Origin of the sequence: Roseivirga spongicola, from assembly GCF_001592965.1 — a bacterium.
Classification (GTDB): domain Bacteria; phylum Bacteroidota; class Bacteroidia; order Cytophagales; family Cyclobacteriaceae; genus Roseivirga; species Roseivirga spongicola.
This window is the reverse complement of sequence record NZ_LRPC01000012.1, coordinates 614,347-639,249: the sequence shown is the minus strand read 5'-3', so window position 1 is coordinate 639,249 and position 24,903 is coordinate 614,347. Positions and strand designations below refer to the sequence as shown.

Here is a 24,903-nt window from a genome sequence, read left to right as displayed (position 1 = left end):
TTTGGATTAATCTTTCACCTATTCTTATATATTTGTAGCCTCTAATTAGAAGATCAAAAGTCAGGCGAAATATGAAATTTACTTATTACGGACACTCGGCATTTATGATCGAAACCATGGGCAAGCAATTGCTTTTCGATCCTTTTATTTCTCCGAATGAGCTAGCTAAAGGAGTGAATATCAGCAAAATTAAACCAGACTACATTATTCTGAGTCATGGCCATGGAGACCATGTAGCCGATGTTGAAACCATATATAATCAGTCTAACGCTACGCTTATTTCTACTTTTGAAGTAGTTGGCTGGTTTGGTAATAAGGGCTTAGAAAGAAACCATCCTATGAACCATGGAGGCGCCAATACTTTCGACTTTGGCACATTAAAACTGGTCAATGCTGTTCACTCTAGCTCAATGCCCGATGGCAGTTATGGCGGTAACCCAGCAGGAATTGTCATTAAAAATGAAGAAGGTTGCTTCTATTTTGCTGGCGACACGGCCTTAACCAAAGACATGGAACTGATTGGTGAAGAATTTGATCTCGATTTTTCAATTATGCCCGTTGGAGACAACTTTACTATGGGAGTAGCAGACGCCATGAAAGCCTGCAAAATGGTGCAATGTAATAAGCTAATAGGCGTACATTTCGACACTTTCCCATATGTTGCCATTAACCATGAAGAGGCATATGCAATAGCCAAAGAAAATGGCGTTGACTTAACGTTACCCGAAATAGAAGAAATCCTTTCACTCTAAATTTTTACATGGGCAAGATTATAGCCATAGCAAACCAAAAAGGTGGTGTAGGCAAAACTACAACAGCCATGAACCTAGCAGCCAGTATGGCTGTGTTGGAGTATAAAACGCTAGTGATCGATGCCGATCCACAGGCAAACACAACATCGGGTTTAGGGCATAATCCAAGAGAAATAGAAAAAAGTATTTATGAATGCATGGTGGGCAAAGCCGACATTCGTGAGTGCATTATAGAAAGCGAAGTATCATTTCTACACTTGGTACCCTCTCATATTAACCTAGTAGGTGCAGAAGTAGAGATGGTAAACTTGAGTAACCGCGAAGAAAAAATGCGTGAGGTACTCAAGGAGGTGCAAGATGAGTATGATTTTATACTGATAGACTGCGCCCCTTCTCTAGGTTTAATTACCGTAAATGCCCTAACCGCTTCTAACTCTATAGTAATTCCGGTTCAATGCGAATACTTTGCCTTAGAAGGGCTTGGTAAGCTCTTGAATACAATTACCATTATTCAAAAGCGTTTGAATTCTAAATTAGAAATTGAAGGTATTCTACTCACCATGTACGATGTAAGGCTAAGGCTGTCTAATCAGGTAGTAGAAGAAGTTCAGACACATTTTAAGAATATGGTTTTTGATACCATCATTCCAAGAAATGTAAAATTGAGTGAGTCGCCTAGCTTTGGTGTTCCTGCCATTGTGCACGATGCCGAAAGTAAGGGCTCTTTGGCTTATTTAAGCCTAGCAAAGGAAATAGCAGACAGATATAATAAATAAGAATGGCAGCAGCTAAATCTCCAAAAAGGAAGAATGCATTAGGAAGAGGGCTTGGAGCACTTTTGGAGGATTCTTCAGATAACATTTCATCAGATGTTCAGAGCACAGGTGGCAATATGAATGAGATTCTTTTGAGTCAAATTCAGGTAAACCCATACCAGCCTAGAACGCATTTTGATAGAGAAGCACTTGAAGAGCTAGCTGAAAGTATAAAGGTTCAGGGAATCATTCAGCCTATTACTGTTCGTAAACTGAGTGAAAATGAATACCAGCTCATTTCGGGTGAAAGGCGTTTTCAGGCCTCTAAGATTGCCGGCCTAGAGTCTGTTCCAGCTTATGTAAGAACTGCTGATGACCAGCAAATGCTGGAAATGGCCCTAATAGAAAATATTCAGCGCGAAAACCTGAATGCCATAGAGATTGCCCTCAGCTACCAAAGACTATTAGAAGAGTGTGATCTTAAACAAGACCAGCTCGGAGAGCGTGTTGGCAAAAACAGAACTACAGTCAACAACTACTTGCGTTTGCTTCGCCTGCCGCCAGATATTCAAGCAGGAATTAGAGACCAGCAAATTTCTATGGGTCATGCCAGAGCGCTGATTAACATAGAAGATGTTGCTAAGCAGCTTTATCTGTTTAAAAAGATTGTAGAAGAAGGACTTTCTGTTAGAAAAGTAGAACAGCTGGTACGTGATTTGATGTCGAAAAGCGTTGACGATCCGAAACCAGAGAAGAAAGGCAGCTCACAACATAAGAATTATGAAGTGCAGCAGGTTCAAACAAAACTTTCTTCGCACTTTGGCACAAGGGTGAGTCTAAAGGCTGACAACCAGTTCAGAGGAGAAATAAAAATACCTTTTGTTTCTACCGAAGACCTGAATAGAATTTTAGAAATCATAGACCTATAATGCGTTCTGCGCTCTTTGCTTTTTTATTTCTTGTTTTAGTTTTTTCTGCTAACGCTCAGAACAGAGTAATCGCAGTTCAAGACGATGTAATTCTTGGCGATACTGTTAAAATAAAAAGAAACACTGGCAAGTATTACGACCCTAGAAAAGCAGCCAGAAGATCTGCCATAATTCCTGGTTGGGGACAAATTTATAATGACAGTTGGTGGAAAGTACCAGTGCTCTATGGAGGTTTTGGTGTGGCAGTTTACTTTGTATTCCTGAACGATCAGTACTTCCATGAGTTCAAAACTCTACTGGCACAAGAAAATAGTAAAGCTCCGCAGGACAGGAATGAAAATCTAATTAGGACTTATAGCAGAAAAGCTGATACCTGGCGAAATAACAGAGACTTGGTGGTACTTACCATGGTTGGCATTTACGGTCTCCAGATTATTGATGCCACAGTAGATGCACACCTTAAAGGATTTAATGTAGATGAAGATTTGGCATTGAACCTAAAACCCAAGTTTGGTGTCATTTCTAACGGAACGCCATTTATTGGCTTCAAACTAACCTTACCCATAGGGCAATGAAAATATTACTACTAGGCTACGGCAAAATGGGCCAGCTTATTGATAAACTGGCCACAGCAAAAGGACATGAGATTGTTGGTAAAATCAATATCGACAACCGAAATGAACTTGACCAATTCAACTCATCTAATGTAGATGCTGCCATTGAATTCTCTCAACCAGAAGCTGCGGTGGAGAATATTAAATGGTGCTTGGAAAGACAAATTCCGGTTGCAGTAGGCACCACAGGTTGGTTAGACAAAAGAGCCGAAATCAACAGTTTCTGTAAAGCGAACAACGGCACCTACCTTTTTGCCTCCAATTTTAGTATTGGGGTAAACATCTTCTTTAAGCTGAATGAATATTTGGCTCAAATGATGGCCGATCAGGACTACTCTATAACCACCAAAGAAATTCACCATACATCTAAAAAGGATGCCCCAAGCGGCACTTCCATCACTTTAGCCGAAGGCATTTTAAAGCATGTTACCTCTAAAAAGAGTTGGGTAAATCAGAAAACCGACAATGCTGAAGAACTAGAGATTATCTCCGAAAGAATTGATCCTGCACCAGGAACACACGAAATCACTTACTCCTCTCCTGTCGACACTATTGAAATCTGTCACACAGCGCACTCCCGTGAAGGCTTCGCCAAAGGTGCCATCGCTGTAGCCGAATGGCTCAAAAACCAAAAAGGCGTAAAAACCATGGATGATTTTTTGGAGAGTAGGTTTTAAGCTCAACGGAGTTACTTAACCAACCCTCTCCCTTTCTTAGTTTTACCTTAAGAAAAATTAATTTAATTATATAATATTTTCTGAGTAGTATAGGGTAAACGACACACTTTGAAAGTCTCCCTTTTTCTATTCGCTCTTCTGTTCTGCCATCAACTTTGGCCTCAAACTGACCCTGATTTTGAGCACTACCAAATAGACATTCATGGTGAAAGAACCAACTTGTTCGATATTATTGAACATGTGGAAATCATTCCACTAGAAGAAACTGAAAACTCTTTACTTAAGTTAGCGGACAACTACTTTAAAACCCCTCTTGGGTTTGCTATTCCTCAAACAAAAAAGATATTTCTGTTTCATGAAAATGGCGAATTTCATCGGGTAATTGATAATTCTGGCAATGGTCCAAATGAATACGCCAACATAAGTTCATCTTGGTATAAAGATGGTCATATTGAATTATTCAGTGGCTTATCTCGAAAACTCCAGAAATACACACTAAATGGAGAATTGAAAGAAACTATAACAGCTAAATATTCAAAAAATATTATTGGCGGCTCGATGCATCCGTTTGAAAATGGATATGTATTTCAACCACTAGATCCATCCCCAAATAATAAAGCAGAGCTGTCCCTCGTGTTCACAGATTTAGAGCTAAATCAAATAGGCGATATAGGTCTAAAATCACCACCACACCCCTTTCCTCTTAATTTGGGCAAACGCTTCACCTTACTTAATACCGGTGAGTTAATTTATAGGCGCGTATTATCAGAAGGGGCATTCTTAGTTGACCTAAACCACTTAACCCCCTACCTTAATTTCGATTATGGAAACGACTGGATTTGGAAAAACCCAAAGAACACTAGCTCTATTAAAGTTGCATCAAAAGCCATTTTCGGTGAGAAGGGGTTTTTCGAAGTAATTCCTAACTTTTCAGAATCATTCATAACCTTTACTTTTTATCACTCTAACCGGACTACCACCAAAGGAATTCTCGACAGAAGTACAAAAGAATATTTCAATTTAAGGGTACGAAAGAGTGACAGGTCAGTTTTAGAGATGAATTTCATTAAATGGGAGAACCATCGTCTGGTTGCCTCTATGCATACATCGGAGCTTGAAAACATATTATCTAACCTCAATCCTAATCAATACATCATTAGAGGTAATCTGACCCCGAGTGACTTTAAATACTCTGAAAACCCTGTCTTACTTAAAATCAAATTTAAATAACATGAGGCTAGCACACACACTCTTATTCCTTCTTCTCTCAGTTAGTCTCAAAGGACAAACTCCACCCAAATTTGAGCACTTTAAAATTGATGTTGACGCTCCAAGAATCAGCTTTTTTGATGCCATTGAGCATGTTGAAATTATTCGGTTTGAAGAAACCGACCACTCACTTTTACCAAAAATAGAGTGGTACTTTGAAACACCTCTGGGTATTGCTGTTCCAATTGCAGAAATCAATAAACCGAATTCCATCCCACTATTTGATCCTAAAGGCAACTATCTGGGTGTGATTGAAAAGGAAGGCCCAGGACCGGAAGAATATAAAAACATCACTGACGCATGGTTTCATGAGGGTGTCATAGAGCTTTATAGCAGTTTTTCTCGGAATCTTCAGAGATATACTCCTCAAGGCCAATACATAGAAACAAAACGGTTCAAAGAAAAGGTTTTTGGCAAATCAATGACTCCATATCAAAATGGTTATCTGTTCCATCAAAGAAATTCTGCTCAATTAGGCAAAGAATCATTCTATCATGAATTGGCATTTATGGATAAAAATCTAGGAGTCAAAAAATGGGCTGCACCCAGGTCAAAAATCAACCCCAACCCTTTTAATCTTGGCTGGAACTTTAGCTCTTTGGGAGAAGAAATATTCTACAGGAAACCATTAAGAGACACAGTCTACCAAATTATTGGTCAAAAGCTTTACCCTCGCTTCAAATTTGATTTTGGAGATAAATGGGTATGGAACGAACCTAATAGCACTGAAAACCTGAACAAGGGAATCAAATTGATGCTCGATACAGAAAAGGTAATTGAGGTTCTTTCAACAATAAGTGAACAATATATATTTCTCACCTACATCCACTACGAAGATAGAATTGGAAAATTTTCAAAGGGATACATCAACAGAAAATCAAGCGAGTTCTTTCGTTTCGATTTGCGAAAAAAAGACAAGTCTAACTTCGAATTAGAATTTCTTAAGCGGGACGGAGAACGTTTGGCGGCTTCACTGGCCGCCTACGACTTTGAAGAGTTTATAGAAAACTTAGATGAAGACCAGTGGACAGTAAGAGGCGGCTTTAAACTTAGAGAAATACTGTACTCTGAAAACCCTGTCTTGCTCAAAATCAAATTCAAAGAATCGCTTAGATAGTCTACCAAACAATTTCTCCCACCCCCTTCTCAGCCAAATACTGGTTGGCTTTGCTGAAATGACCATTACCAAAGAAGCCTCTATGTGCAGAAAGCGGACTCGGGTGTGGTGATTTGAGCACTAAATTCTCCTTAGGGTCAACTATGGCAGCTTTCTTTTGGGCATAGCTCCCCCAAAGCATATAGACCAAATTCTTCTTCTGAGAAGCCAAGGCCTGCACCACTGCATCCGTGAATGTCTCCCAGCCTTTCTTCTGGTGAGAACCTGCTTGATGTGCTCTAACAGTAAGTGTTGCATTCAACAGAAGCACCCCTTGTTTTGCCCAACGATCTAACGAGCCATGAGGTGGAATGTCCTTGCCTAAATCGTTCTTTATCTCCTTGAATATATTTACTAATGAAGGAGGAAAAGTAATGCCTTCATGTACCGAAAAACAAAGTCCGTTTGCTTGCCCAGGGCCATGATATGGATCTTGCCCTAGTATCACCACTTTAACCTCATCGAATGGGCATTCATCGAAAGCTCTAAAAATATCTTTCCCTTTCGGAAAAACAGTTTGGCTTGCATATTCGGCTTTTACAAAAGCTATAAGTTCTTGAAAATAAGGCTTTTCAAACTCTTCACTAAGTACATTACTCCAACTCTCCTCAATCTTTATAGCCATCTAAAATTCAATTTTGGTATTAGCAATTTTAAAACGAATCCTTTACTTTGAAACACGATAGTAAGAGATTTGAAAGAGATATTCAATCAAATATGGTTTTCAATTCTTTCCCAACTCTTCCCGAGACATCGAGAGGGTGGAATTGAAAATTCGCTTGCTCCCTTTAGAGTTAGAGGTAACAAGCTATATTCTTACTTGAGAGCTTTATAAGCAATGATTGTAACTGCAACAACAAAAGGCATAAAGGTTTGTGTAGAAACCACCTATCAACCGGAGTACTCCAGTCCTGGGCAGTTGCACTTTGTCTTTACTTACCGCATCACCATAGAAAACAACGGTGACTTTACCATCAAACTTCATCGTAGGCACTGGTTTATTCACGATGCGAACAACACCGTTCGCGAAGTAGAAGGTGAAGGCGTTGTAGGTCAACAGCCAATATTAGAACCTGGTGAAAAACATGAATATGTCTCGGGTTGCAACCTTCGATCTGGCTTTGGCAAAATGTATGGTACCTATTTAATGGAGAAAATAGCTGACGGACGTGAGTTCGAAGTCAAGATTCCTGAATTCAACATGGTGGTTCCATTCTTACTTAATTAAGTTTTCACAGCCTATTAATATTTTCTACCCCTAAATCTCTTGAAGGGGACTTTTGTCATTCAGAAACGGATCTCTTTCGGTCACCCTCCCGATGTCTCGGGAAGTTCAGGGGTCAAAAGTTGATTTATTGAGCGTTTGCTTAATAGCCATTCAGGTGCCAATTCATTAATTTCGAGCTAATTTTTACTCCATTTTGTTTCAGGTTCTAGCATTTCTAAAATATTGGTTGCTTCAGGCAGATGAGCACTCGCTTCATTCTCCGTTTGTTTTTGACCTATACAACAATGTCATTAAAACTGCCTCTCGATCAGTAAATCCGAAAATAGAAGAACTAAGAAATAACTTCTTGACTGACCAAACCCCTATTGAATTAGTCGACTTTGGTGCAGGTTCAAGAGTTAAATCAGGCAATCAACGAACGGTCTCAGAGATCGCAAAAAACTCAAGCACTCCACCTAAATTCTCCGCCTTACTAAAGTCACTTGCCGAACACTTAGAGTTGAAGAATATAGTGGAGCTTGGCACTTCACTAGGTCTGAATACGCTCTATTTAAGTGAAGTGGAAAATTCTAAAATCACAACTTTTGAAGGCGACCCATCCTTATCAACTAAGGCTAGAAAAACCTTTTCAGATTTAGGAAAACACAATATCCGACTAATCGAAGGCGATATTGATAAGACTCTAGCTTCTGAGATTAATTCTATCGACCGAATTGACATGGCATATATTGATGCCAACCACAGATATGAGCCAACTCTACGCTATTACGAAACCATTCTAGTCAAATGTAATGAGAGCAGCCTAATTGTTCTGGACGACATTCATTGGTCGAAAGAAATGAACCAAGCCTGGACTGAGATTAAAAGCCGACCAGAGGTCATTGTTTCTATCGACCTTTTTGAAGGTGGCCTGCTATTTTTCGACCCTAAGCTCACCCGTGGAGATTATGTCCTGAGGTTTTGAAGTTGTGAGGTTGAGAGGTTGAGAAGGGTGACTGCCTTATCCGCATTATCAAGAGTGTGCTAAAAACAACTAACGTTGATATTTTAAGTCCCCTTTAGGGGATCTAAGGGTGTCAAATCACATTGAACCTAGAACTTTAAACTTTGAACATTTTTATGAACAACTCACTCCCTTGCCTTGGAGGAATACTATTATAAGCTGTCTCCATATTGATGTTCTGAAATGATTTCTCAAACAGGTTGAGGTATTCTTCTCTACTTCCTCCAAAAGGTGGCTTATTATCATTTAAAGGAATTTGAAATAGCAGACCAACCAACTTACCTTCAGGTTTTAAGAGTTCAGCAATTTTGTTCAAATAATCGTTCCTCAGCCTTGGTGGTAAAGCACAAAAGAAAGTCTGTTCAATAATAAGATCATATTCTCCCTTATGGTCGAAAAAGTCTGCATGAATTAGTTGAGAAGATGGAAACTCAGGAACCCTTTCTTGCAAGTGCTTCAATGGAGGTTTGGAGATATCGAGCACCCATACATTTTTGAAGCCATTATTCCATAAGTATTCCGCTTCATGGGCATTTCCAGCCCCTGGAATAAGAATCTTAAGTTCTTTATCCTCCAATTGATCGACATATTCCTTAATCGGTGTAGAAACATGGCCAATATCCCAGCCAGTTTCTCCCTTTCCATAACGTTCCGTCCAGTAGTTTTCTTCTAACACTATTTGATCATCCATCCCGCTCAAATTGAATATTTTAAAAAAGTTTAGCTAATTCGCCCAATAATTAACCGCAAGGTCGTTAAAAAGTTGATTCAAATTTAGGGAAAGCATGAGTGAGGCATCATCGGGAAAAAGCAAAAGAGATCAGATTAGAATTATACTAATCGCTGCAATAGCAATTATTGTATTAGGTTCTGCTTACAAAATTTACACTGATCATCAAGCCAAAGAAGCCTTACAAGCTGAATATGATGCAACCAGAACTCAGCTGACAACCAAACTCGACAGTATTTCAGGTCAATTAAGTGACCGTATCTCAGAAATTGCCCGACTAGGAGGAAACATTGACTCTTTAGTTACCCTGAAAGACTCTATCACCTCTGAAAGAGACCAGCTCCAAAGAACTAGAATGGCCAATAAAGCCTTGATTCAGAGACTAGATAGAAAAGTAACTGGCTATGAAGAATTGCTAATTGCTAAAGACGATGAGATTGCCGAACTGAAAGAGCTCAATACGCAACTGTTGGACGAAAACAATACGCTAAAAGAAGAGCAAAACGTTCTGAATAAGACAATCAATGAGGCCGAACAAAAACAAGAGCAACTTCAACAACGCATTAATCTTGCTGCAAAGTTACAGGCTGAAAACATTCAGGTGTTCAATGTAAATAGCAGAGGTAGAGAACGTGAAGGTGACTTTAGACAACGCCAAGCGCAGAAAGTGAAAGTGACTTTCAACCTTGCTGAAAACGAAGTAGCTCCTGCTGGAGGACACAAAATAATGATTCAAGTAGTTGACCCTGCTGGCAATGTAGTGTTCGATGTGGCTCGTGGCTCTGGCTCTTTCAAGATTGATGGTCGCGAGCAATTCTACACCTCTATGCAACAAATTGTGTTCGATAACTCAAAACAAGAACTGAGCTTCGTATACGATAAAGGTTCTGACTTTGAGGTTGGAGATCATAAAATCATTATCTGGGCCGACAACTATGAAATTGGGCAGGCGAGCTTTAATGTGAGGTAAGAAAGACTACAGGTTTCAGAATTCAGATTTCTAGTCTTTTGCTTTAAGGTTGAAGCTTCCAACTTCAAAAAACAATCTTCTTCATTAGTTTGACAATGAACTAGGAGTCGAATGTTTACATTGAGATAAATCTCAATAATATAGATCCCCCTAAACACTAAGCAATGACTGAAGAATTACTGATCGGCCTAATCGTTCTTTCTATTATCAATATAGCCCTGCACTTCAGAAAGAAGTCGGATAAAAGTGGTCAAAATGAAAGACTAAAAAGCATTGAAAACGCCATCATTAAGTTCGATGCATCTCTAGATAAAAATGAGAAGTCCGTTAAAGACGAACTTCAAAGGAATAGGCTCGAAAGTGGTCAGGCCGCTAAAGAAAATAGAGAAGAACTAAGTAGAAATCTTAGGTCGTTTTCCGAAATCAATAGCACCAATAATAAAGAGCTGAATGAGTTGATTCGTCAGAAATTCAGCGATTTCAGCAAGCAACAGACAGAGCTCAATAGACAGTCGACCGAGAGCATAAAGGAAGTCAAAGAAACAATTGAAAAACAGTTAAAAGCCATTCGAGAAGATAATTCACAGCAGTTGACAGAAATGAGGAAAACTGTTGATGAGAAGCTGCAAACCACCCTTGAAAAACGATTGGGAGAATCATTCAAACAGGTAAGTGAACGATTGGAACAAGTTCATAAAGGCTTGGGAGAAATGCAGACATTGGCTACCGGAGTTGGTGATCTAAAAAAGGTACTTTCTAATGTAAAGACTAGAGGTGTTTTGGGAGAATATCAACTTGAGAACATTCTCGAACAGTTGCTCACCATTGACCAGTATGCTAAGAATGTACCAACCAAAAAAGGGAGTCAGGCTCATGTTGAGTTCGCCATCAAATTACCAGGCAAAGAAAGCGATGAAGACGTATGGATGCCAGTGGATTCCAAGTTCCCAATAGAGAACTATCAGTTGCTACTAGACGCCTATGAAGAGGGAGACAAAACCAAAGTTGAGGGATCTCAAAAACTACTTTTAAAATCTGTGGAGAGTTTTGCGAAAGACATAAGCGACAAATATCTAGACCCTCCGCATACCACAGATTTTGCTATTATGTTCTTGCCTGTGGAAAGCCTCTATGCTGAAGTATTGCGCCATCCTGGCTTATTTGAGAAGCTTCAACGTCAGTATAGAATTACCATTACTGGGCCAACCACACTTTCTGCACTACTCAATAGTTTACAGATGGGCTTTCGAACCTTGGCTGTTCAAAAGAGAAGCAGTGAAGTCTGGAAGATTCTAGAGGCGGTTAAAACTGAGTTCAACAAATTCTCTGAGCAACTGGACAAGGTTGATAAGCAGCTCAATACGGCTTCAAAATCTTTGAATGATCTCCGTTTAACCAGAACCAATATGATGAGTAGAAAGCTAAAAGATGTGGGTACTATTGAGGCTATAGAAGCTAGTGAGGTACTGGAACTTCCTTCAACCCAAAACAACTTCGAATCAGAAGAATAAAAACACCTGACCACAAAGGCGGTCAGGTGCTAATTCATATACTATATGTCTCGAATGACTTTAGCCATTCGCTTGATTATAATCATATAAATCTGGCTTGATGCTGACCATAGGGTTATAACCTGGGGAATTCAATGTCCCTCCTATTGATTGAATCAGTGAGCAAGCTGCATTCATTCCTGTCTGCAAGGCTCCTTCTGTCCAGCCTCCTGTCCAGGAAATAGAATCTCCAGCCAAATACACCTGACCAGCATTTGAGTCTGATTTCTCCAAATAATGGAAGAAGGCCGACTGCACATAATGGTCTTGCCCTGGTCTTGTCAACTTGAAAGCACCATAGTAATGTGGCTTCAATTCCCAGTCTATAAACTGTACATTCTGATCGTAATCGTCATTCAAAGGATTCAAATGCTCGATAAAATCAGGAGCGAAAGGCGCCAAAGCCTCCTTCAACATGGCCAATCTCTCTTTTGGGTTCTGGAAAGAAATCTGCTTGATAGACTGATCGCCCCAAACATAGCTTACCAACACTACACCATAGTCCCCGCCATAATCCAGCGTATAAAGGTTAGCAGAAAGCGAGTCGCTCAAAATACATCTCGTACCTTCTTTCAAACTGGTCCAGAACTTGTCTTTGGTTCGAATAAATACCTTCGATGAATTCATAATATGAATATCTCGAATTGACTGAGCCACTTCTGTCGGCATAGTCGGTTCTACGTTACCAACCTCCGGCAAAGTAAATGGATCGAATAAACCGAGATTCGAATCGATCTCCATAGAGCGTTGAGTAGTGGCCACAATAACTCTATCGAAAGGAGAACCAGGTACTTGTTTGCCCGATTTGTCTAACACCACAATCTTATCACCAGACTTATATACCCCTCCAATTGGACAGTTTCTGGTTGTATTATCTGACACCTTAGCTGTTGTGCCATCTGGCAATACCACTTCTTCACTATAAAGTCTATGCGCCACCGTTTCAATGCCTTTCGGAACGAAAACCTGACCTACTTCAAGCCCGTTAGTGATCAACCTCATGATCTCTAAGAAACCTACCTGATACAATGGACCGAAGCCACCAAAACCGGTTCCCAAAGACGCGAATCGCTCGTAGTCTTCAGGATAATTCCAAGCTTTACCTCCTGGAGGATTTGATCCGTTGAAAATGGTTACTAATCCATCAAACAGACTCTTATTCAGAAATACCTCCATGTAGCTTTTCCAAGCCTCCACTGGATCAACTTTGGTGCTTTTCGGATTTCCATCTGCATCAATCATTAAGGCATCTGCAATATCATTAGGAGCCGCTAAAGTCACCTTTTTTTGAGTTCCTGTATGGTCGGTATACTCAATGGTGGCTCCGTTTTCAGCGAAGTCATTCCACCCTGCATGAACCGTATCGAACTCAGCCGGAATATCTCCATTAGCAGGCACATTGTAAGTATTGTTCTTGTAGCTAATGAGCGTATTGACCGTTAGCGGATCTGGAAAATCAGGAGTAGTGGCAATCTTGAACTGATTGAAATAATCGAACAATAGCTCTTCGGAAGGAGGAAATCTCATGGCACCGAGCTCCGCTATTTCAGGATCTGATTTGGAGAATTTCTTGCTATACAAGCGACCGCCAATTCTATCACTAGCTTCAAAAAGCGAAACTTCCACTCCGCATTTCAGTAACTCATAAGCCGAAGAAAGACCAGCCAAACCAGCACCTATAATTGCTACTTTCTCGGTTGGCTTAGTGTCAAAAGTGGCTATACTACCACCCGCTTTATGTTTCCATAGTCCGTATGAGAAGTCGGGAGTATCTACATATTTGTAATAGATTTTTTCTTCTGCTGAAGTATCAGCAGCCAACATGAGCTTTGCCGCCTTACCAGCAAGCGTGTCTTTTTTAATCGATCGATTGGGAATTAACCAAGGCATGTGTTTTTGTTTAGTTGGAAATTGATTTGATGAGAGGCCTTTGCCCCTCTAAAAGATTCCAAAAGTTACAGGTTTCGTATACTGGAAGACACCGTATTTACACCTGTTTTGTACATTGCTAATGAAACTTCATACAATCAGGGCAATGGCCAAATCATTCCAAATTAGCTACACCGAGCCTTTCAGTTATGAAAAGTGCTTTAATGCGCTCTACCGGTCGGAAGATGAAATTCTTTACAGACTAGAGCATCAAAGAATCTACAGGCTGATCAATGTTGGCGGAAATTACATTACTTTAGTAATATCAGAAAGTGCTGATCATATTCTTGTGGAAACAGAACATGAAATGAAAGAGACAGAGATTTCCTATCTGACTCATTACGTTCAAAACTGGTTCGATCTAAATAAAGACCTCACTCCGTTCTATCAGCTTCTTCAAAAGGATAATCGTTTAGCTCATCTGCCTGAGCAATTGCATGGTTTGCGAATTGTTGGAATCCCTGATGTTTTTGAAGCCATTTGCTGGAGCATTATTGGCCAACAGATTAATCTCACTTTTGCACACAAACTAAAAAGGCGGCTTGTCGAGCATTACGGAACCAAGGTGCAGTGGAATGGAATAGAACTTCACCACTTCCCTAGCCCTGAAGCCATGATGGAAATTGATGAAGTATATTTGCATAGCACTCAACAATTTTCGCGCAGCAAACTCAAGTACCTTAAAAATGTAGCTGAGGCTTTTAGCTCAGGAGAAATCAGCAGGAAGAAACTACTTTCACTCCCGACCTTCGAAGAAAGACAAAATCTGCTCACCTCAATAAAAGGCATTGGGGTTTGGTCGGCCAATTATACGCTAATGAAAGCCTTGAATCAGCCAGAGGCAGTCCCCTATGGAGATACTGGGTTGAGTCAGGCGCTCTTTAACCTAGGCATCATTGACGACAGAAAAGACATCAAATCGATGGAAAGGTTTTTCGAAGATTTTTCCGGTTGGGAAGCCTATCTGGTATTCTACCTTTGGAGCAGTTTATAGCCTCCTCTTCAATAAAAGAGAAGGCTTTATTCAATTATTCTGTGCGTAAGGTCTGAGCAGGATTCATTCTCTTCACTCTTCGGATTTGCAGGTTCAGTGTAAAGAAGGTCACCAGCAATAAAATTAGTACCGCAATACTCAAAGGCCCCGCCCCTATATTTGGAGCATAAGCATAGATGTCGTTAATCAGCATATCGACCAATAGTACTGCGACAGGACAGCCGATGAGTATAGCAAAGAGCAACACAAACCTGAATTTCTTCACTACGGTAGATGTCAAATTCATACCTGAAGCGCCCAATACTTTTCGAATACCAAAGTCTTTGATTTGACTCGATACGTTGATGCTTACCAACCCATAAAGTCCCATTGCTGCCAGAAGAATTGAAACTGATGCCGTAAACAACATTATGTTTCTAATGCCCTTCATTTCTTCATAAAAGCCTTCAAAAATCAACTCCTGGATTCCCACGTAAACTGTTTTTTCTTCAACCAATTCTTGAAGCTGTGATTGTAGCTTATCTCTTTGATCGAAAATATTACCCTCATTCATTTCCACCAGATAAGAAGTAAACTCGTTGGCAGGAATCGCTTTCAAAGCGGCCCCTCTAATTTTCTGCCCTGGGTCCATATAATGATAATCTTCAACCACCCCAATAATGGTATACTCCACAGAATCTTGAAGAATCTGAATTCCATCGGCATTAAACTCAAGCTGATACTGCTCTAAAAAAGATTCGTTCACCACCAGTTTCCTATCCAAGTCGCTTTCCAAACTTGGATCGAACATTCTGCCGGCCACCAAACTCAAGCCTAAAAGCTCTGGGTAATTTCTCCCAACCTGAAAAAGCTCAGCATAAGATTTTACTTCACCATTTTTAAACTGAACTCCGTTCAAATCTTGACCAATATTCGACCTGGTGCCCGCATATCTCGCAATATTTGGCTCAGCCTCTAGCACATCTCTATATGCATCAAGATACACCTCACCCGGAATTCCCATCACAAGTTTATTGTACTGATCGTAGCCCCAGTCCATGCTTTCATTGACTCTATTGGTGTGCACAAACATGATGGCCGTTACCACGGTAATCATGGCCAGAATCATCTGGAAGGTGAGGAAAATATTACTAAGCCACCTTCTACCACTCTTTTGAGTGGCTTTTCTAAGAATGGAAATCGGCTTGTAAGAAGAAGCTACCACAGCTGGATACAGGCCTGACGCCAGAGTGATAAACAAGAGCAATCCAATGAGAAAATACCAAAAATTTAGATGGCTCCATAAGTCTAGCTTAAAGTCTCCACCTGCTATTTCATTAAAGCCTGGTAAGAAAAATGAATGAGCCAGCAAGGCACCTAGAAACATGGAAAAGCTGCAAAGCAGAAAATTTTCAATCAAAAACTGAGTGACCAACTGCTTTCTCTTGCTACCAATTACCTTTCTGATCCCGATCTCCTTCAGCCTTTTCATAATCATGGCTAGAGAAATATTAACGTAGTTGAGGGTGGAAAGAATAAGCATAAAAACTCCAATAGCTGAAAGTGTAATAATTGGAGCCATATTTGGCCCAGAACCAACACCATTCATCATTTCATATGAATTATTGGCCATAGTAGATAATGGCTCTAGCTCAAAGTATGTGATGGCATACTCTTCGTTATTCTTGTTATAGACTGGCAAAAGCTGATCCATTGCACTAAGCAGACTGGCGGGCTCAACGCCATCTTCACGCTGAATAAAGAAATTCGTATTCCATGTAGCTCGGTCTCTAAATTCTTGCTCGTAGTGAACATAGTTGACAAGCATATTAATCTGAATACTAGAGTTGTTTGGCTTATCGCGATAAACCGCACCAATGGTAAAGGTCTTCCAATTTTCACGAATCTTTAGATCCACTTTTTCACCAACCGGGTTGGCATCACCAAATAGACTAATTGAAGTGCTTTCATCTATGATTATCTCACCCTCATTATAAAGCGTGTTGGGGTTTCCATAGAGTAAATCGAAGGAAAACATGTCCATAAAGGCTTCATCCACAAAGAGTGCTGCTTCATACTTGGTCTTATTCCCGTAGCGTACTTCAGGTTGTCGATAATTGTATCTGGTTGACGCCTTGATTCCCGGAACAGACTTAAGAATTTCTCCGACTAACTGGTTATCTGTCCCACCATTTCGACCCTTGTTAGATTCTAATTCTTCCCAGTGAGTTACCAGAAAGAGATCGTCTTTATTTTCGTGAAAATCGTCTTTCACGTAGTTGTACTCTACAAACTTAAAAGCTACAATAGAGCAACCTATGGCCAGTGAAAGTCCGATAATATTGATAGCACTAGGCATGCGCTGCTTCCATAAATTGCGCAGCCCTATTTTGAAATAGTTTTTAAAGATTCCCATGTTGTTTCGATTTTGAGATTTATTTGACCGTTTAATATTTGACCATTTGAAGAGGCGAAGAACATCCCAGATAAATGACCGCCTGGCTTTGCTCTCTCCTTTTTCTTTGATTCTCCAATGATAGAGCTCGTGAACATCGCCCTGAATCTGCTCTAACAGTTTAGGGTTGCAGTACCAAGCCAAAAACCTATCTGCCCATTTGGGTGGAGATTTTACAGGCTTCTTTTTCATGATGAAAAAGAATAAGACACACCTACCGGAAGCTGACCGTACAATTGATCTCTTTGAGATTTCACCTCATCGAGCATTTGCTTACCTGATGCCGTGAGTTGGTAAAATCGTTTCCTTCTTCCTCCTCTTTCTTCTGTTGCTCCTCCCATATTAGAAGACAGCCATCCTTTTTCTTCCAAGCGATTAAGCACGGCATGTATGGCACTAATATTCAGCTCCCTTCCAGTTTGATCTTTCATTTCTTGAAGAACAGAAACAGCATAGGCATCATCATTCAAAATACCCACCAGCAGAAGCACCAGCTCTTCTAACTCACCGATATAATTACCTTTTCCTTTCATAATTAATATCTACAAACATAGAACAAATATATTATCTCTATTCTTGTAGAACAAATAAATATTTTAATAGAGTCTTTGAAGATAGGTCAAAAAAGACGGGCAAAAGATTAAAGCCAAATAGGAATTAGGCTTTCAACAGCTCCAATTAATAGACTTATAACCAAGCCCTTATAAGACAACTTCTGTGTGTCGAATAAATTAGAATGGGCAATCCACAAGGCAGGGATTGCAGCAGTGAGCAAAACCACCGTAGCTATGGTTGAGATATTCGGCAAGGTGATTCCTATGAGGTCGAAGAGAATTTCTAAAACCAGCATGTAGCCGAAGATTGCCAACATTAAATTAGCCTTAGGTAAACCTTTCAGAAGCAAAATACCGGCATTAAGTAATGTAAATGCAATTAGAATGGCAGAAAATTTCAGATAGTATTCCGGCTTAAAATAAGTTTCGAACTCTACCTTAATTTCAGTATTGAGTAGAAAGTGAATAATAACAAAGAGAGCCAAAACAATAAAAACTCCAGATACGAAAAGTCTGTTCCTTTGCATGTAACGAATTGAAATTAAATCAGAAGGTAGTAATAATTCAGGGAGTATCAGGAAAGACAGCTCTCACAAATATTATTAACTTAAGCCAAGTGGTGAAAACTGTTCGTATGGAAGCAACTTCAAAAGAGCTAATCGACCGTAAGGTTTCAAAGCTTCAGAAACATTATAAAACAGGATCAGCCAAGTCGGTTGACTCTAGAATATCGAACTTAAAACGATTCAAAAAAGCCATTCTTTCGAATGAGTCTAGTATCTATGAAGCCCTCTACAAAGACCTAAGAAAGTCTGAAGAAGAAACACTGCTTACTGAAATTGGCCTCGTCATTAAGGAGATTGATCACCACATTAAGTACCTAAGAAAGTGGTCGAAAACCAAAAGAGTTTCGACACCTTTATACTTACTCCCATCCTCTAGTCATTTAAAACATGAGCCTCTGGGTGTGGTCATGATTATTGCCCCCTGGAACTATCCTTTTCAGCTTTTGATGAATCCTTTGGTTGGTGCAATATCAGCTGGCAACTGCGTTATGCTTAAACCTTCCGAATTCTGTATTCATACCAATGCGGTGATGGAGAAAATAATTGAGGAGGCATTCGATACGGAGCATGTAACTATGGTTCATGGCGGGAAAGAAGCCAACCAAGAGTTACTCTCTCATAAGTTCGATAAAATCTTCTTCACTGGCAGTCCGAGGCTTGGCAAAATAGTCATGAAAGCTGCTTCAGAACATCTTACTCCTGTTGTGCTAGAGCTTGGAGGAAAAAGCCCTTGTATTGTAGACAAAGATGCCAATATAGACATTGCGGCAAAACGCATTGCTTGGGGAAAAACCATTAACCTCGGGCAAACCTGCATAGCCCCAGACTATTTACTAGTTCATACCGATGTAAAAGAAGAATTGCAAAACAGAATAATTCATTATTGGGAAGAAACATTTGGAAAAACCCCACAAGAAAGTGACTGGCTGCCACGAATGGTTACTCAAGAGGCTTTCGATAGAGTTTCAGGGTATCTCAACCAAGGCAGAGTTGTTTATGGCGGAAAAACGGACAGAGAAGACAAGTTCATTAGCCCAACATTGTTGGACAATATTGATATTTCAGCACCGATAATGGAGGATGAAATATTCGGACCTATTTTGCCCATTTTATCATTCACAGATATTCAGGAGGCGATTGATTTAGTCAATGCTAAAGAAAAACCATTGGCCTATTACTTTTTCGGGGCGAGTTCAAAAGCCAAGCAAATGCTAAATGCTAACACCTCTGGTGGGGCATGTATCAATGATACTATTATGCATATTTCTAACCACAAACTACCGTTTGGAGGAGTTGGCAATAGCGGAATGGGGCATTATCATGGCAAGTATAGCTTTGAGGTTTTCTCACATCAACGTTCGATTGTAAAATCGCCAACTTGGATAGATCTGCCCTTCAGGTATGCTCCTTTCAAGCACTTCAGCATAGTTAAGAAGCTGCTCACTTAATTTTGATCGAATTGAACGACTGACCTGAAACTTCTGTTTCGGCTTGAGAAATTAGTGTATGATAAAGCAATTTGGTGGTAAGCTCACAAAAGAGCTGATTGAAAGGTATAGCCAGTCACCCAACTGGAAAAACGGAAAATTCGAAAACCTAGAAGATACTAACATGAGCATCAGCTTGGCATCTATGCCTAAGCTACTCTACAAGCAGTTTTTCGAGAATAAGGGTAGAATGCCAGAAACACCAATTTCCGTCATTCCCTTCAATAAACAGGAATTTTTAAAACCTTCAGACAAAGCTAAATTTATCTGGTATGGTCACTCTGCGATACTGATGAGAATGAATAACAAAACCATTCTTATTGATCCGATGCTCGGGCCAGATGCTGCACCAATCGCTCCTTTCAAAACCGCAAGGTTTTCGAAAAACACGCTCAACTTAATCGATGACTTCCCTGAGATAGACCTACTCTTACTCTCACACGATCACTACGACCATCTTGATTTAGCAAGCATTGAAAGGCTGAGACCAAAAGTAAAGCAATATTATACTGCCCTTGGCTGTGGTAGACATTTAGAGCATTGGGGAATTGACCCAAGTATAATCGAAGAATTCGATTGGTGGGACACGAGCGAATTTGAGGGAATTGAAATCACCTTTACCCCTTCTAGGCACTTTTCTGGCAGAGGACTAACAGATAGGTTTAAATCACTTTGGGGTGGATGGGCATTCAAAACAGAAAGTGAAAACATCTACTTCAGTGGAGATGGCGGCTATGGCAAACACTTTAAAGAAGTGGGAGAAAGACTCGGACCATTCGACTTTGGATTCATGGAATGCGGCCAATACAATGAACAGTGGCATCAGATTCACATGTACCCAGAAGAAGCTATTCAGGCTGCACAAGACGCCAAGGTTGAAAAAGTAATGGCGGTACATTGGGCTGGCTTTAAACTGGCCCAACATACTTGGCAAGAACCAATAGAACGGTTTTCAGAAGCTGCTCAAATCAAGTTAACAAACCTCACCCCACAAGTAGGTGAACTTTGTAACTATTCGGAAAACTTTACAGAGCGTTGGTGGTCTTAGCCTCAACAACCCCTTGTCTTACAGCACTTTAATTTCATTACATAAATTTTATACCTATCTTGTAAGACTATGAACAAGCTCAAAACCTCATTATTCGCGCTGGTAATTCTACTTTTGGCTACATCAACCTTTGCTCAAACCAAACGAGTTACCGGGAAAGTCTTTGCATTTAAGGATACTCCTATTGCCAACATCGAAATTATTTCGAAGAAGTCTAAGCAAACCGTCACCACCGATGAAATGGGGAATTTCTCCATTGAAATCAATGCAAAAGACAAACTGGTCTTTGAAGGAAATGGATTTCGAAAAGAAGTTCGAAAAGTGGTAGAAGGCCAAAAGCTCGATGTAAAAATGTTATTCTTAGAGGGCGAAAACAATGAAAAAATAGCCATCGGATCAGGGCATCTTACCGAAGAATCTTTATTCTATTCTAAGTCTAACTTTTTAGAGTATAACAATGACTATCATACCTACCCAGACATTTTCACTCTTTTACAGGGTAAATTTCCTGGTGTTAAAGTTTACACCGAGCTAGGTCAAAAAAGAGTTGTAATACGAGACATAGGATACCTCAGTGGTAAAGACAACACTGCTCTTTACATGGTAGATGGGCAAATTTGGCAAGACATATCTGTTCTAGCCCCAGAAGAAATAGTTTCAGTCAATGTAATGAAGGATGGTGCTCCATTAGGCTTTAGAGCAGTAAATGGAGTGGTAATTATTACAACCATGGTTGAGGCTGGAAAAACCCGGCCCAATGGTTTAGAAAATTAAACAGCCGTAGATTTTAAGAATATAGCAAGCCATTCAAATTGAATGGCTTTTGTTTTGATCTACCCCATAAAGAAATAGCTAACCGCTATCAAAAAAATCTTTGTTTCCCTACTTTGATTTCCCCTAATTCACGCGCAAATCCTCTAACTCCACAATGCTTAAGCAAACATTCACTTTTTTCGCTTTCCTAATCTGTTTTTCTGCAAACCTTAGATCACAGACTTATAGCTATCCGGTTGCACCAAAAGACAGCATTTTCGATAAATACTTTGATACTCTAATCTACGATCCTTATCAATGGATGGAAAATCCTAATGATCCTAGGTTGTCAGAATGGCTAAGTGAACAAAAGAAAATAACTGATAAGGAAGGCAGGCAGCAAACTTACAAAAGAACTCTTCAGGCTCAGATTGGAAGCATTTACTATGATGTAAAAGAAGAGTCTACAGAGTCTTTCAAACAATTGATTGAAAAGGAACGCGTTGAGAAGTTTCAATTCAAATTTGAAGCTAAAGAGTCGTTCAGGTCTGCTGATCTCTTGTACAAAAGAGGAAATGAAACCAACTGGAAGTATCTAATTAAAGCAAGAGATCAGCAGGAAACAAAAGGTGAATTTGTATCTGTAGATGATTATTACCTCAATGAAGAAGAAAGCCTTGTTGCTGTAACAGTTTCTGTAAATGGCTCTGACTGGCGAAAAGCGTATGTCTTCAACCTGCTCACAGGAGAGATGCTTCCAGAAAATTTACAGTTCTTAAGGATGAGCAGCAATATAGTATGGAATGGCCGATCTTTCTTCTACGATCGTTATTCAGCACCAGCTGAAGGTAGAGAGTTATTAGACAAAGCTACAGGACAAGCACTCTACGTTCATCATATTAATCAAAGTCAGGAAAAAGACGAATTAATCTATCTAAACCCAGATAGAACAGGTACTAATTCTTTCAACTTTTTTGAAGCCAATGATGATGTGCTGATTATGAATCATTTTGGGTATAGATCTGGAAAAGCTTTTAAAGCCATTTCATACATCCGAAAAAGAAGCAACTCAGGATTTTCTTTAAACAACTTTTTAGCTATCCCTAACGACCAATCTACTTTTACAATTGAAGAGGTTATAGGAAGTCAGGCCATCATCAGAACTACACTAGGTGCTCCCAATGGTAAGGTCTTAGTGGCAGATATTAACCAAGTGAATCAATTGGGGGAGTTAGTACCTCAATTCGATGCAAACCTTCGAGAAATTAATCAAATAGACACCGATAAAATAGCCTGTATTTACAGACAAGACGATCAGTTTCTTGCACTAATTTATAACCTAAAGGGAGAGCTACTGAAGACTATCAATGTTCCTAAGGGTAAAAGGATTAACGGCCCGTTTAAACCAAAGACTGACACCAATTATACGCTATTCAATATCAGCTCTTTTTACCACCCAGACCTTTGGTACAAATTAGATTTAGAAACTCTGGAGTTTGTCCCCATAGAAGAAATAACGGTTCCTTACAAAGTAAATGACATTGAAACTAGGTATGTAAAGTTTCATTCTAAAGATGGCACCGAAGTACCAATGTATATCACCTGCTCTAAAGAGACGAAACTGGATGGTAAAAACCCTACTCTAGTATACGGTTACGGAGGTTATGGAATAACTGTAGAACCTGGCTATGATGAGAGCTTAGCATTATTTTTAGCCCATGGAGGTGTTTTAGCAATGCCTAATATAAGGGGTGGAGGAGCAGAAGGTGACTCGTGGGCTTTAGAGGGAAGGCGATTGAAAAAGCAAAATGCTATAGACGACTTTATTTCAGCCTCAGAATACCTTATAGAAAAAGGGTACACAACAAGTGGTAGAATGGCTATCAATGGAGGTTCTCATGGAGGAATGTTGGTCTTGGCTGCTATGGTTCAAAGACCTGAATTATTCAAAGCAGTAATAGCAGAAGCAGCACCAACCGATATGCTTAGAAAAAGCCTGTTCACAACAGCTGGCACAAGTATCAATTTGTTAGAATATGGCTCAGCAGAGTACGTGGAAGATTTCGAAAATCTGATTTCCTATTCTCCACTTCATAATATTAAAGAGGGTGTTGAATATCCTAACCTATTATTGATGACGGGCGAAACTGATGATAGAGTCGTACCTCAGCATACTTACAAGTTTCTTGCGACCATTCAAGAAAAGGCAAGTAACGAATCTCTATATCATGTGTATGTAACGCCAAAGTCTGGACACGGAGGAGAATTAACTCGAAATGACTTTACAGATAAAATACTGTTTAAATACTACTTTATTTTTGACCAGCTAGGCATTAAGCTCTAGTTCTCCCGAAACAAAGTAACAGCTAACATTTGATGATGAAGTTCGGCTAAACCACGTTTGGCCGGACATATTTCTCCGTAGCTATAAAAACCACCAATAGGCACTTCATTTCCTAATACGGATTGAGTCGATGCTATTTCCTCCTCTATCTTTCTATCGAATAAAAGTTTTCTCCCAATGCAGCTTATTACTAGACAAAACTCTGGTACTCCATTAAGGGTGCTCAGCGCCTTTTGTACTGCCTGAGATGAGCCGTTTAGTAAGTCATCGAACTCAGCCTTCATAAAGCGAATTTCTGTACCAACAGGAATTTCTTGCCCAACAATTAAATGACCTAAAACTTCGTCTACTGAATAAACCGTCCTTACCAAGGGCGATTCTGATTCAGGAATAACAACAGATAATGGATATAACAATGCAGCCCCTGGCAATCCATCCGCATCATCTCCCATAAACTGTTTGTATAAGCTTAATGGAGACTTTCCATCTAAAGTCTTTATCACCCTCCCTTCTGTGGCCGTCACAATATGAGAATCTCCAAAAACATCCCAGCCTCCGTGCGAGCCAAAGCCTATTTCAATCTGCTGACCATAAAAGCCAATTGCCACAACTTGTCCTTCATCAATTTCTCCATTTAGCCCAACCAATGTTTTTGAGAAATTGGCTCCATCTCCAGCCAAACCTCCACTGATTAGAACATCTCTACCTAAAGCCCCATACATTCCCTCAAGCAATTCTACTCCATTAATGAGCCAGCCATCACTAAAGACCAAAACATGCCTGAGGTCGGTCGAAGTAAAACCAGCAGAAAGCCTCTCCCCTAGTGCTTTACTGCTATCTCCATCTTCAAGTTTCATAGAGTGGATTTCTACCGAAGACTTCTGTAATGCTACGGCCATTCCTGTAACTGAATTATCTAAAACTTCAGATAAGTAAACCTCTCCAGAGCTAGAGCAACTAACAATATCTGCCTGCGGATACTTTTCACTAATACCTTTTAACCAACCTTGAGATTCCATCTCCTGCCTAGGGGCAAAAACAAGAACAAAAGAAACCGAATTCTTATCTTCTATATTTTCATGAGAGTATTTAAATTCATCGTCCTTAAACAGGAACTGGTCGACTTTCATTGGTTTGTGTTTAGCGCTACTTCAATAATAA

Annotated in this window: 23 protein-coding genes; 16 read left to right on the top strand and 7 right to left on the bottom strand. The window is 39.9% G+C overall.

The features are described from left to right. Positions 1–71 precede the first annotated feature (71 nt). The 7 genes from AWW68_RS10720 to AWW68_RS10690 all read left to right on the top strand — a co-directional run bounded on the left by AWW68_RS10720 (position 72) and on the right by AWW68_RS10690 (position 6,113). Positions 72–752, top strand: a complete 681-nt coding sequence (locus tag AWW68_RS10720) for a metal-dependent hydrolase (RefSeq protein ID WP_068220644.1) — start codon at positions 72–74, stop codon at positions 750–752. Between the two features lie 8 nt (positions 753–760). Continuing rightward, positions 761–1,528: a ParA family protein gene (locus AWW68_RS10715; protein ID WP_068220641.1), complete on the top strand. Its 768-nt coding sequence runs from the start codon at positions 761–763 to the stop codon at positions 1,526–1,528. 2 nt (positions 1,529–1,530) lie between these two features. Further along, positions 1,531–2,436, top strand: coding sequence for a ParB/RepB/Spo0J family partition protein (locus AWW68_RS10710; protein WP_068220635.1), 906 nt, complete (start codon positions 1,531–1,533; stop codon positions 2,434–2,436). Next, positions 2,436–3,011, top strand: coding sequence for a DUF5683 domain-containing protein (locus AWW68_RS10705; RefSeq protein WP_068220632.1), 576 nt, complete (start codon positions 2,436–2,438; stop codon positions 3,009–3,011). Before AWW68_RS10710 ends, AWW68_RS10705 begins: the two co-directional genes overlap by 1 nt. Then, entirely contained in the window at positions 3,008–3,727 is a 720-nt protein-coding gene (gene dapB / locus AWW68_RS10700) for a 4-hydroxy-tetrahydrodipicolinate reductase (protein WP_068220628.1), read from the top strand. The genes AWW68_RS10705 and dapB overlap by 4 nt, the downstream gene beginning before the upstream one ends. 108 nt (positions 3,728–3,835) lie before the next feature. After that, positions 3,836–4,957 carry a 6-bladed beta-propeller gene (locus tag AWW68_RS10695; RefSeq protein WP_068220625.1) on the top strand — a complete coding sequence of 374 codons (1,122 nt, stop codon included), beginning with the start codon at positions 3,836–3,838 and terminating at the stop codon, positions 4,955–4,957. Between the two features lies 1 nt (position 4,958). Further along, complete coding sequence (locus AWW68_RS10690) at positions 4,959–6,113, top strand: 6-bladed beta-propeller (RefSeq protein ID WP_068220616.1); 1,155 nt, start codon at positions 4,959–4,961, stop codon at positions 6,111–6,113. A gap of 1 nt (position 6,114) precedes the next feature. On the opposite strand, the gene ung is transcribed toward AWW68_RS10690, so the two are convergent. Next, the gene (gene ung / locus AWW68_RS10685; protein ID WP_068220612.1) at positions 6,115–6,777 is read right to left on the bottom strand and encodes a uracil-DNA glycosylase; all 663 of its coding nucleotides are present in this window, start codon (positions 6,775–6,777) and stop codon (positions 6,115–6,117) included. Positions 6,778–6,990: 213 nt separating this feature from the next. On the opposite strand from ung, the gene apaG reads away from it, so the two are divergent. Both apaG and AWW68_RS10675 read left to right on the top strand, forming a co-directional pair. After that, positions 6,991–7,380 (top strand): Co2+/Mg2+ efflux protein ApaG, encoded by a 390-nt coding sequence (gene apaG, locus AWW68_RS10680; protein WP_394364968.1) that lies wholly within the window; start codon positions 6,991–6,993, stop codon positions 7,378–7,380. 193 nt (positions 7,381–7,573) lie between these two features. Continuing rightward, positions 7,574–8,344 carry an O-methyltransferase gene (locus tag AWW68_RS10675; RefSeq protein WP_157717612.1) on the top strand — a complete coding sequence of 257 codons (771 nt, stop codon included), beginning with the start codon at positions 7,574–7,576 and terminating at the stop codon, positions 8,342–8,344. Between the two features lie 136 nt (positions 8,345–8,480). Here the strand turns inward: AWW68_RS10675 and AWW68_RS10670 are convergent, their stop codons facing one another. Beyond that, positions 8,481–9,074 carry a methyltransferase domain-containing protein gene (locus AWW68_RS10670; protein ID WP_068220606.1) on the bottom strand — a complete coding sequence of 198 codons (594 nt, stop codon included), beginning with the start codon at positions 9,072–9,074 and terminating at the stop codon, positions 8,481–8,483. A 94-nt stretch (positions 9,075–9,168) separates the two neighbouring features. On the opposite strand from AWW68_RS10670, the gene AWW68_RS10665 reads away from it, so the two are divergent. Further along, the gene (locus AWW68_RS10665) at positions 9,169–10,083 is read left to right on the top strand and encodes a hypothetical protein (RefSeq protein WP_068220602.1); all 915 of its coding nucleotides are present in this window, start codon (positions 9,169–9,171) and stop codon (positions 10,081–10,083) included. A gap of 164 nt (positions 10,084–10,247) precedes the next feature. Continuing rightward, on the top strand, positions 10,248–11,594 hold the full coding sequence (locus tag AWW68_RS10660) for a DNA recombination protein RmuC (RefSeq protein WP_068220600.1): 1,347 nt from the start codon (positions 10,248–10,250) through the stop codon (positions 11,592–11,594). 60 nt (positions 11,595–11,654) lie between these two features. On the opposite strand, the gene AWW68_RS10655 is transcribed toward AWW68_RS10660, so the two are convergent. Next, the gene (locus AWW68_RS10655; protein WP_068220596.1) at positions 11,655–13,523 is read right to left on the bottom strand and encodes a flavin monoamine oxidase family protein; all 1,869 of its coding nucleotides are present in this window, start codon (positions 13,521–13,523) and stop codon (positions 11,655–11,657) included. Between the two features lie 145 nt (positions 13,524–13,668). Here AWW68_RS10655 and AWW68_RS10650 point away from each other — a divergent pair, with 145 nt between their 5' ends. Beyond that, positions 13,669–14,556, top strand: a complete 888-nt coding sequence (locus tag AWW68_RS10650; protein ID WP_068220848.1) for a DNA-3-methyladenine glycosylase family protein — start codon at positions 13,669–13,671, stop codon at positions 14,554–14,556. Positions 14,557–14,590: 34 nt separating this feature from the next. Here AWW68_RS10650 and AWW68_RS10645 read toward each other — a convergent pair whose 3' ends face one another. The 3 genes from AWW68_RS10645 to AWW68_RS10635 form a co-directional block, all read right to left on the bottom strand. Beyond that, on the bottom strand, positions 14,591–17,182 hold the full coding sequence (locus tag AWW68_RS10645) for an ABC transporter permease (RefSeq protein WP_068220593.1): 2,592 nt from the start codon (positions 17,180–17,182) through the stop codon (positions 14,591–14,593). After that, positions 17,179–17,523: a PadR family transcriptional regulator gene (locus AWW68_RS10640; RefSeq protein ID WP_068220590.1), complete on the bottom strand. Its 345-nt coding sequence runs from the start codon at positions 17,521–17,523 to the stop codon at positions 17,179–17,181. Before AWW68_RS10640 ends, AWW68_RS10645 begins: the two co-directional genes overlap by 4 nt. Before the next feature lie 107 nt (positions 17,524–17,630). Continuing rightward, entirely contained in the window at positions 17,631–18,071 is a 441-nt protein-coding gene (locus tag AWW68_RS10635) for a hypothetical protein (protein ID WP_068220587.1), read from the bottom strand. An 89-nt stretch (positions 18,072–18,160) separates the two neighbouring features. Here AWW68_RS10635 and AWW68_RS10630 point away from each other — a divergent pair, with 89 nt between their 5' ends. From AWW68_RS10630 to AWW68_RS10615, 4 genes are all read left to right on the top strand, one after another. Continuing rightward, entirely contained in the window at positions 18,161–19,558 is a 1,398-nt protein-coding gene (locus AWW68_RS10630; RefSeq protein WP_317038755.1) for an aldehyde dehydrogenase, read from the top strand. Positions 19,559–19,616: 58 nt separating this feature from the next. Then, positions 19,617–20,645 carry an MBL fold metallo-hydrolase gene (locus tag AWW68_RS10625; RefSeq protein WP_068220586.1) on the top strand — a complete coding sequence of 343 codons (1,029 nt, stop codon included), beginning with the start codon at positions 19,617–19,619 and terminating at the stop codon, positions 20,643–20,645. A 69-nt stretch (positions 20,646–20,714) separates the two neighbouring features. Beyond that, the gene (locus AWW68_RS10620; protein WP_068220583.1) at positions 20,715–21,419 is read left to right on the top strand and encodes a carboxypeptidase-like regulatory domain-containing protein; all 705 of its coding nucleotides are present in this window, start codon (positions 20,715–20,717) and stop codon (positions 21,417–21,419) included. 154 nt (positions 21,420–21,573) lie between these two features. After that, positions 21,574–23,742: a prolyl oligopeptidase family serine peptidase gene (locus AWW68_RS10615; RefSeq protein WP_068220581.1), complete on the top strand. Its 2,169-nt coding sequence runs from the start codon at positions 21,574–21,576 to the stop codon at positions 23,740–23,742. On the opposite strand, the gene AWW68_RS10610 is transcribed toward AWW68_RS10615, so the two are convergent. Beyond that, positions 23,739–24,872, bottom strand: coding sequence for an FIST signal transduction protein (locus AWW68_RS10610; RefSeq protein WP_068220578.1), 1,134 nt, complete (start codon positions 24,870–24,872; stop codon positions 23,739–23,741). The genes AWW68_RS10615 and AWW68_RS10610 overlap by 4 nt on opposite strands. Positions 24,873–24,903 lie beyond the last annotated feature (31 nt).

Coding starts and splice junctions, on each gene's coding strand:
- AWW68_RS10720 (WP_068220644.1), top strand. CDS start 72: ATGAAATTTACTTATTACGGACACTCGGCATTTATGATCGAAACCATG.
- AWW68_RS10715 (WP_068220641.1), top strand. CDS start 761: ATGGGCAAGATTATAGCCATAGCAAACCAAAAAGGTGGTGTAGGCAAA.
- AWW68_RS10710 (WP_068220635.1), top strand. CDS start 1,531: ATGGCAGCAGCTAAATCTCCAAAAAGGAAGAATGCATTAGGAAGAGGG.
- AWW68_RS10705 (WP_068220632.1), top strand. CDS start 2,436: ATGCGTTCTGCGCTCTTTGCTTTTTTATTTCTTGTTTTAGTTTTTTCT.
- dapB (WP_068220628.1), top strand. CDS start 3,008: ATGAAAATATTACTACTAGGCTACGGCAAAATGGGCCAGCTTATTGAT.
- AWW68_RS10690 (WP_068220616.1), top strand. CDS start 4,959: ATGAGGCTAGCACACACACTCTTATTCCTTCTTCTCTCAGTTAGTCTC.
- ung (WP_068220612.1), bottom strand. CDS start 6,777: ATGGCTATAAAGATTGAGGAGAGTTGGAGTAATGTACTTAGTGAAGAG.
- apaG (WP_394364968.1), top strand. CDS start 6,991: ATGATTGTAACTGCAACAACAAAAGGCATAAAGGTTTGTGTAGAAACC.
- AWW68_RS10670 (WP_068220606.1), bottom strand. CDS start 9,074: ATGGATGATCAAATAGTGTTAGAAGAAAACTACTGGACGGAACGTTAT.
- AWW68_RS10665 (WP_068220602.1), top strand. CDS start 9,169: ATGAGTGAGGCATCATCGGGAAAAAGCAAAAGAGATCAGATTAGAATT.
- AWW68_RS10660 (WP_068220600.1), top strand. CDS start 10,248: ATGACTGAAGAATTACTGATCGGCCTAATCGTTCTTTCTATTATCAAT.
- AWW68_RS10655 (WP_068220596.1), bottom strand. CDS start 13,523: ATGCCTTGGTTAATTCCCAATCGATCGATTAAAAAAGACACGCTTGCT.
- AWW68_RS10650 (WP_068220848.1), top strand. CDS start 13,669: ATGGCCAAATCATTCCAAATTAGCTACACCGAGCCTTTCAGTTATGAA.
- AWW68_RS10645 (WP_068220593.1), bottom strand. CDS start 17,182: ATGAAAAAGAAGCCTGTAAAATCTCCACCCAAATGGGCAGATAGGTTT.
- AWW68_RS10640 (WP_068220590.1), bottom strand. CDS start 17,523: ATGAAAGGAAAAGGTAATTATATCGGTGAGTTAGAAGAGCTGGTGCTT.
- AWW68_RS10635 (WP_068220587.1), bottom strand. CDS start 18,071: ATGCAAAGGAACAGACTTTTCGTATCTGGAGTTTTTATTGTTTTGGCT.
- AWW68_RS10625 (WP_068220586.1), top strand. CDS start 19,617: ATGATAAAGCAATTTGGTGGTAAGCTCACAAAAGAGCTGATTGAAAGG.
- AWW68_RS10620 (WP_068220583.1), top strand. CDS start 20,715: ATGAACAAGCTCAAAACCTCATTATTCGCGCTGGTAATTCTACTTTTG.
- AWW68_RS10615 (WP_068220581.1), top strand. CDS start 21,574: ATGCTTAAGCAAACATTCACTTTTTTCGCTTTCCTAATCTGTTTTTCT.
- AWW68_RS10610 (WP_068220578.1), bottom strand. CDS start 24,872: ATGAAAGTCGACCAGTTCCTGTTTAAGGACGATGAATTTAAATACTCT.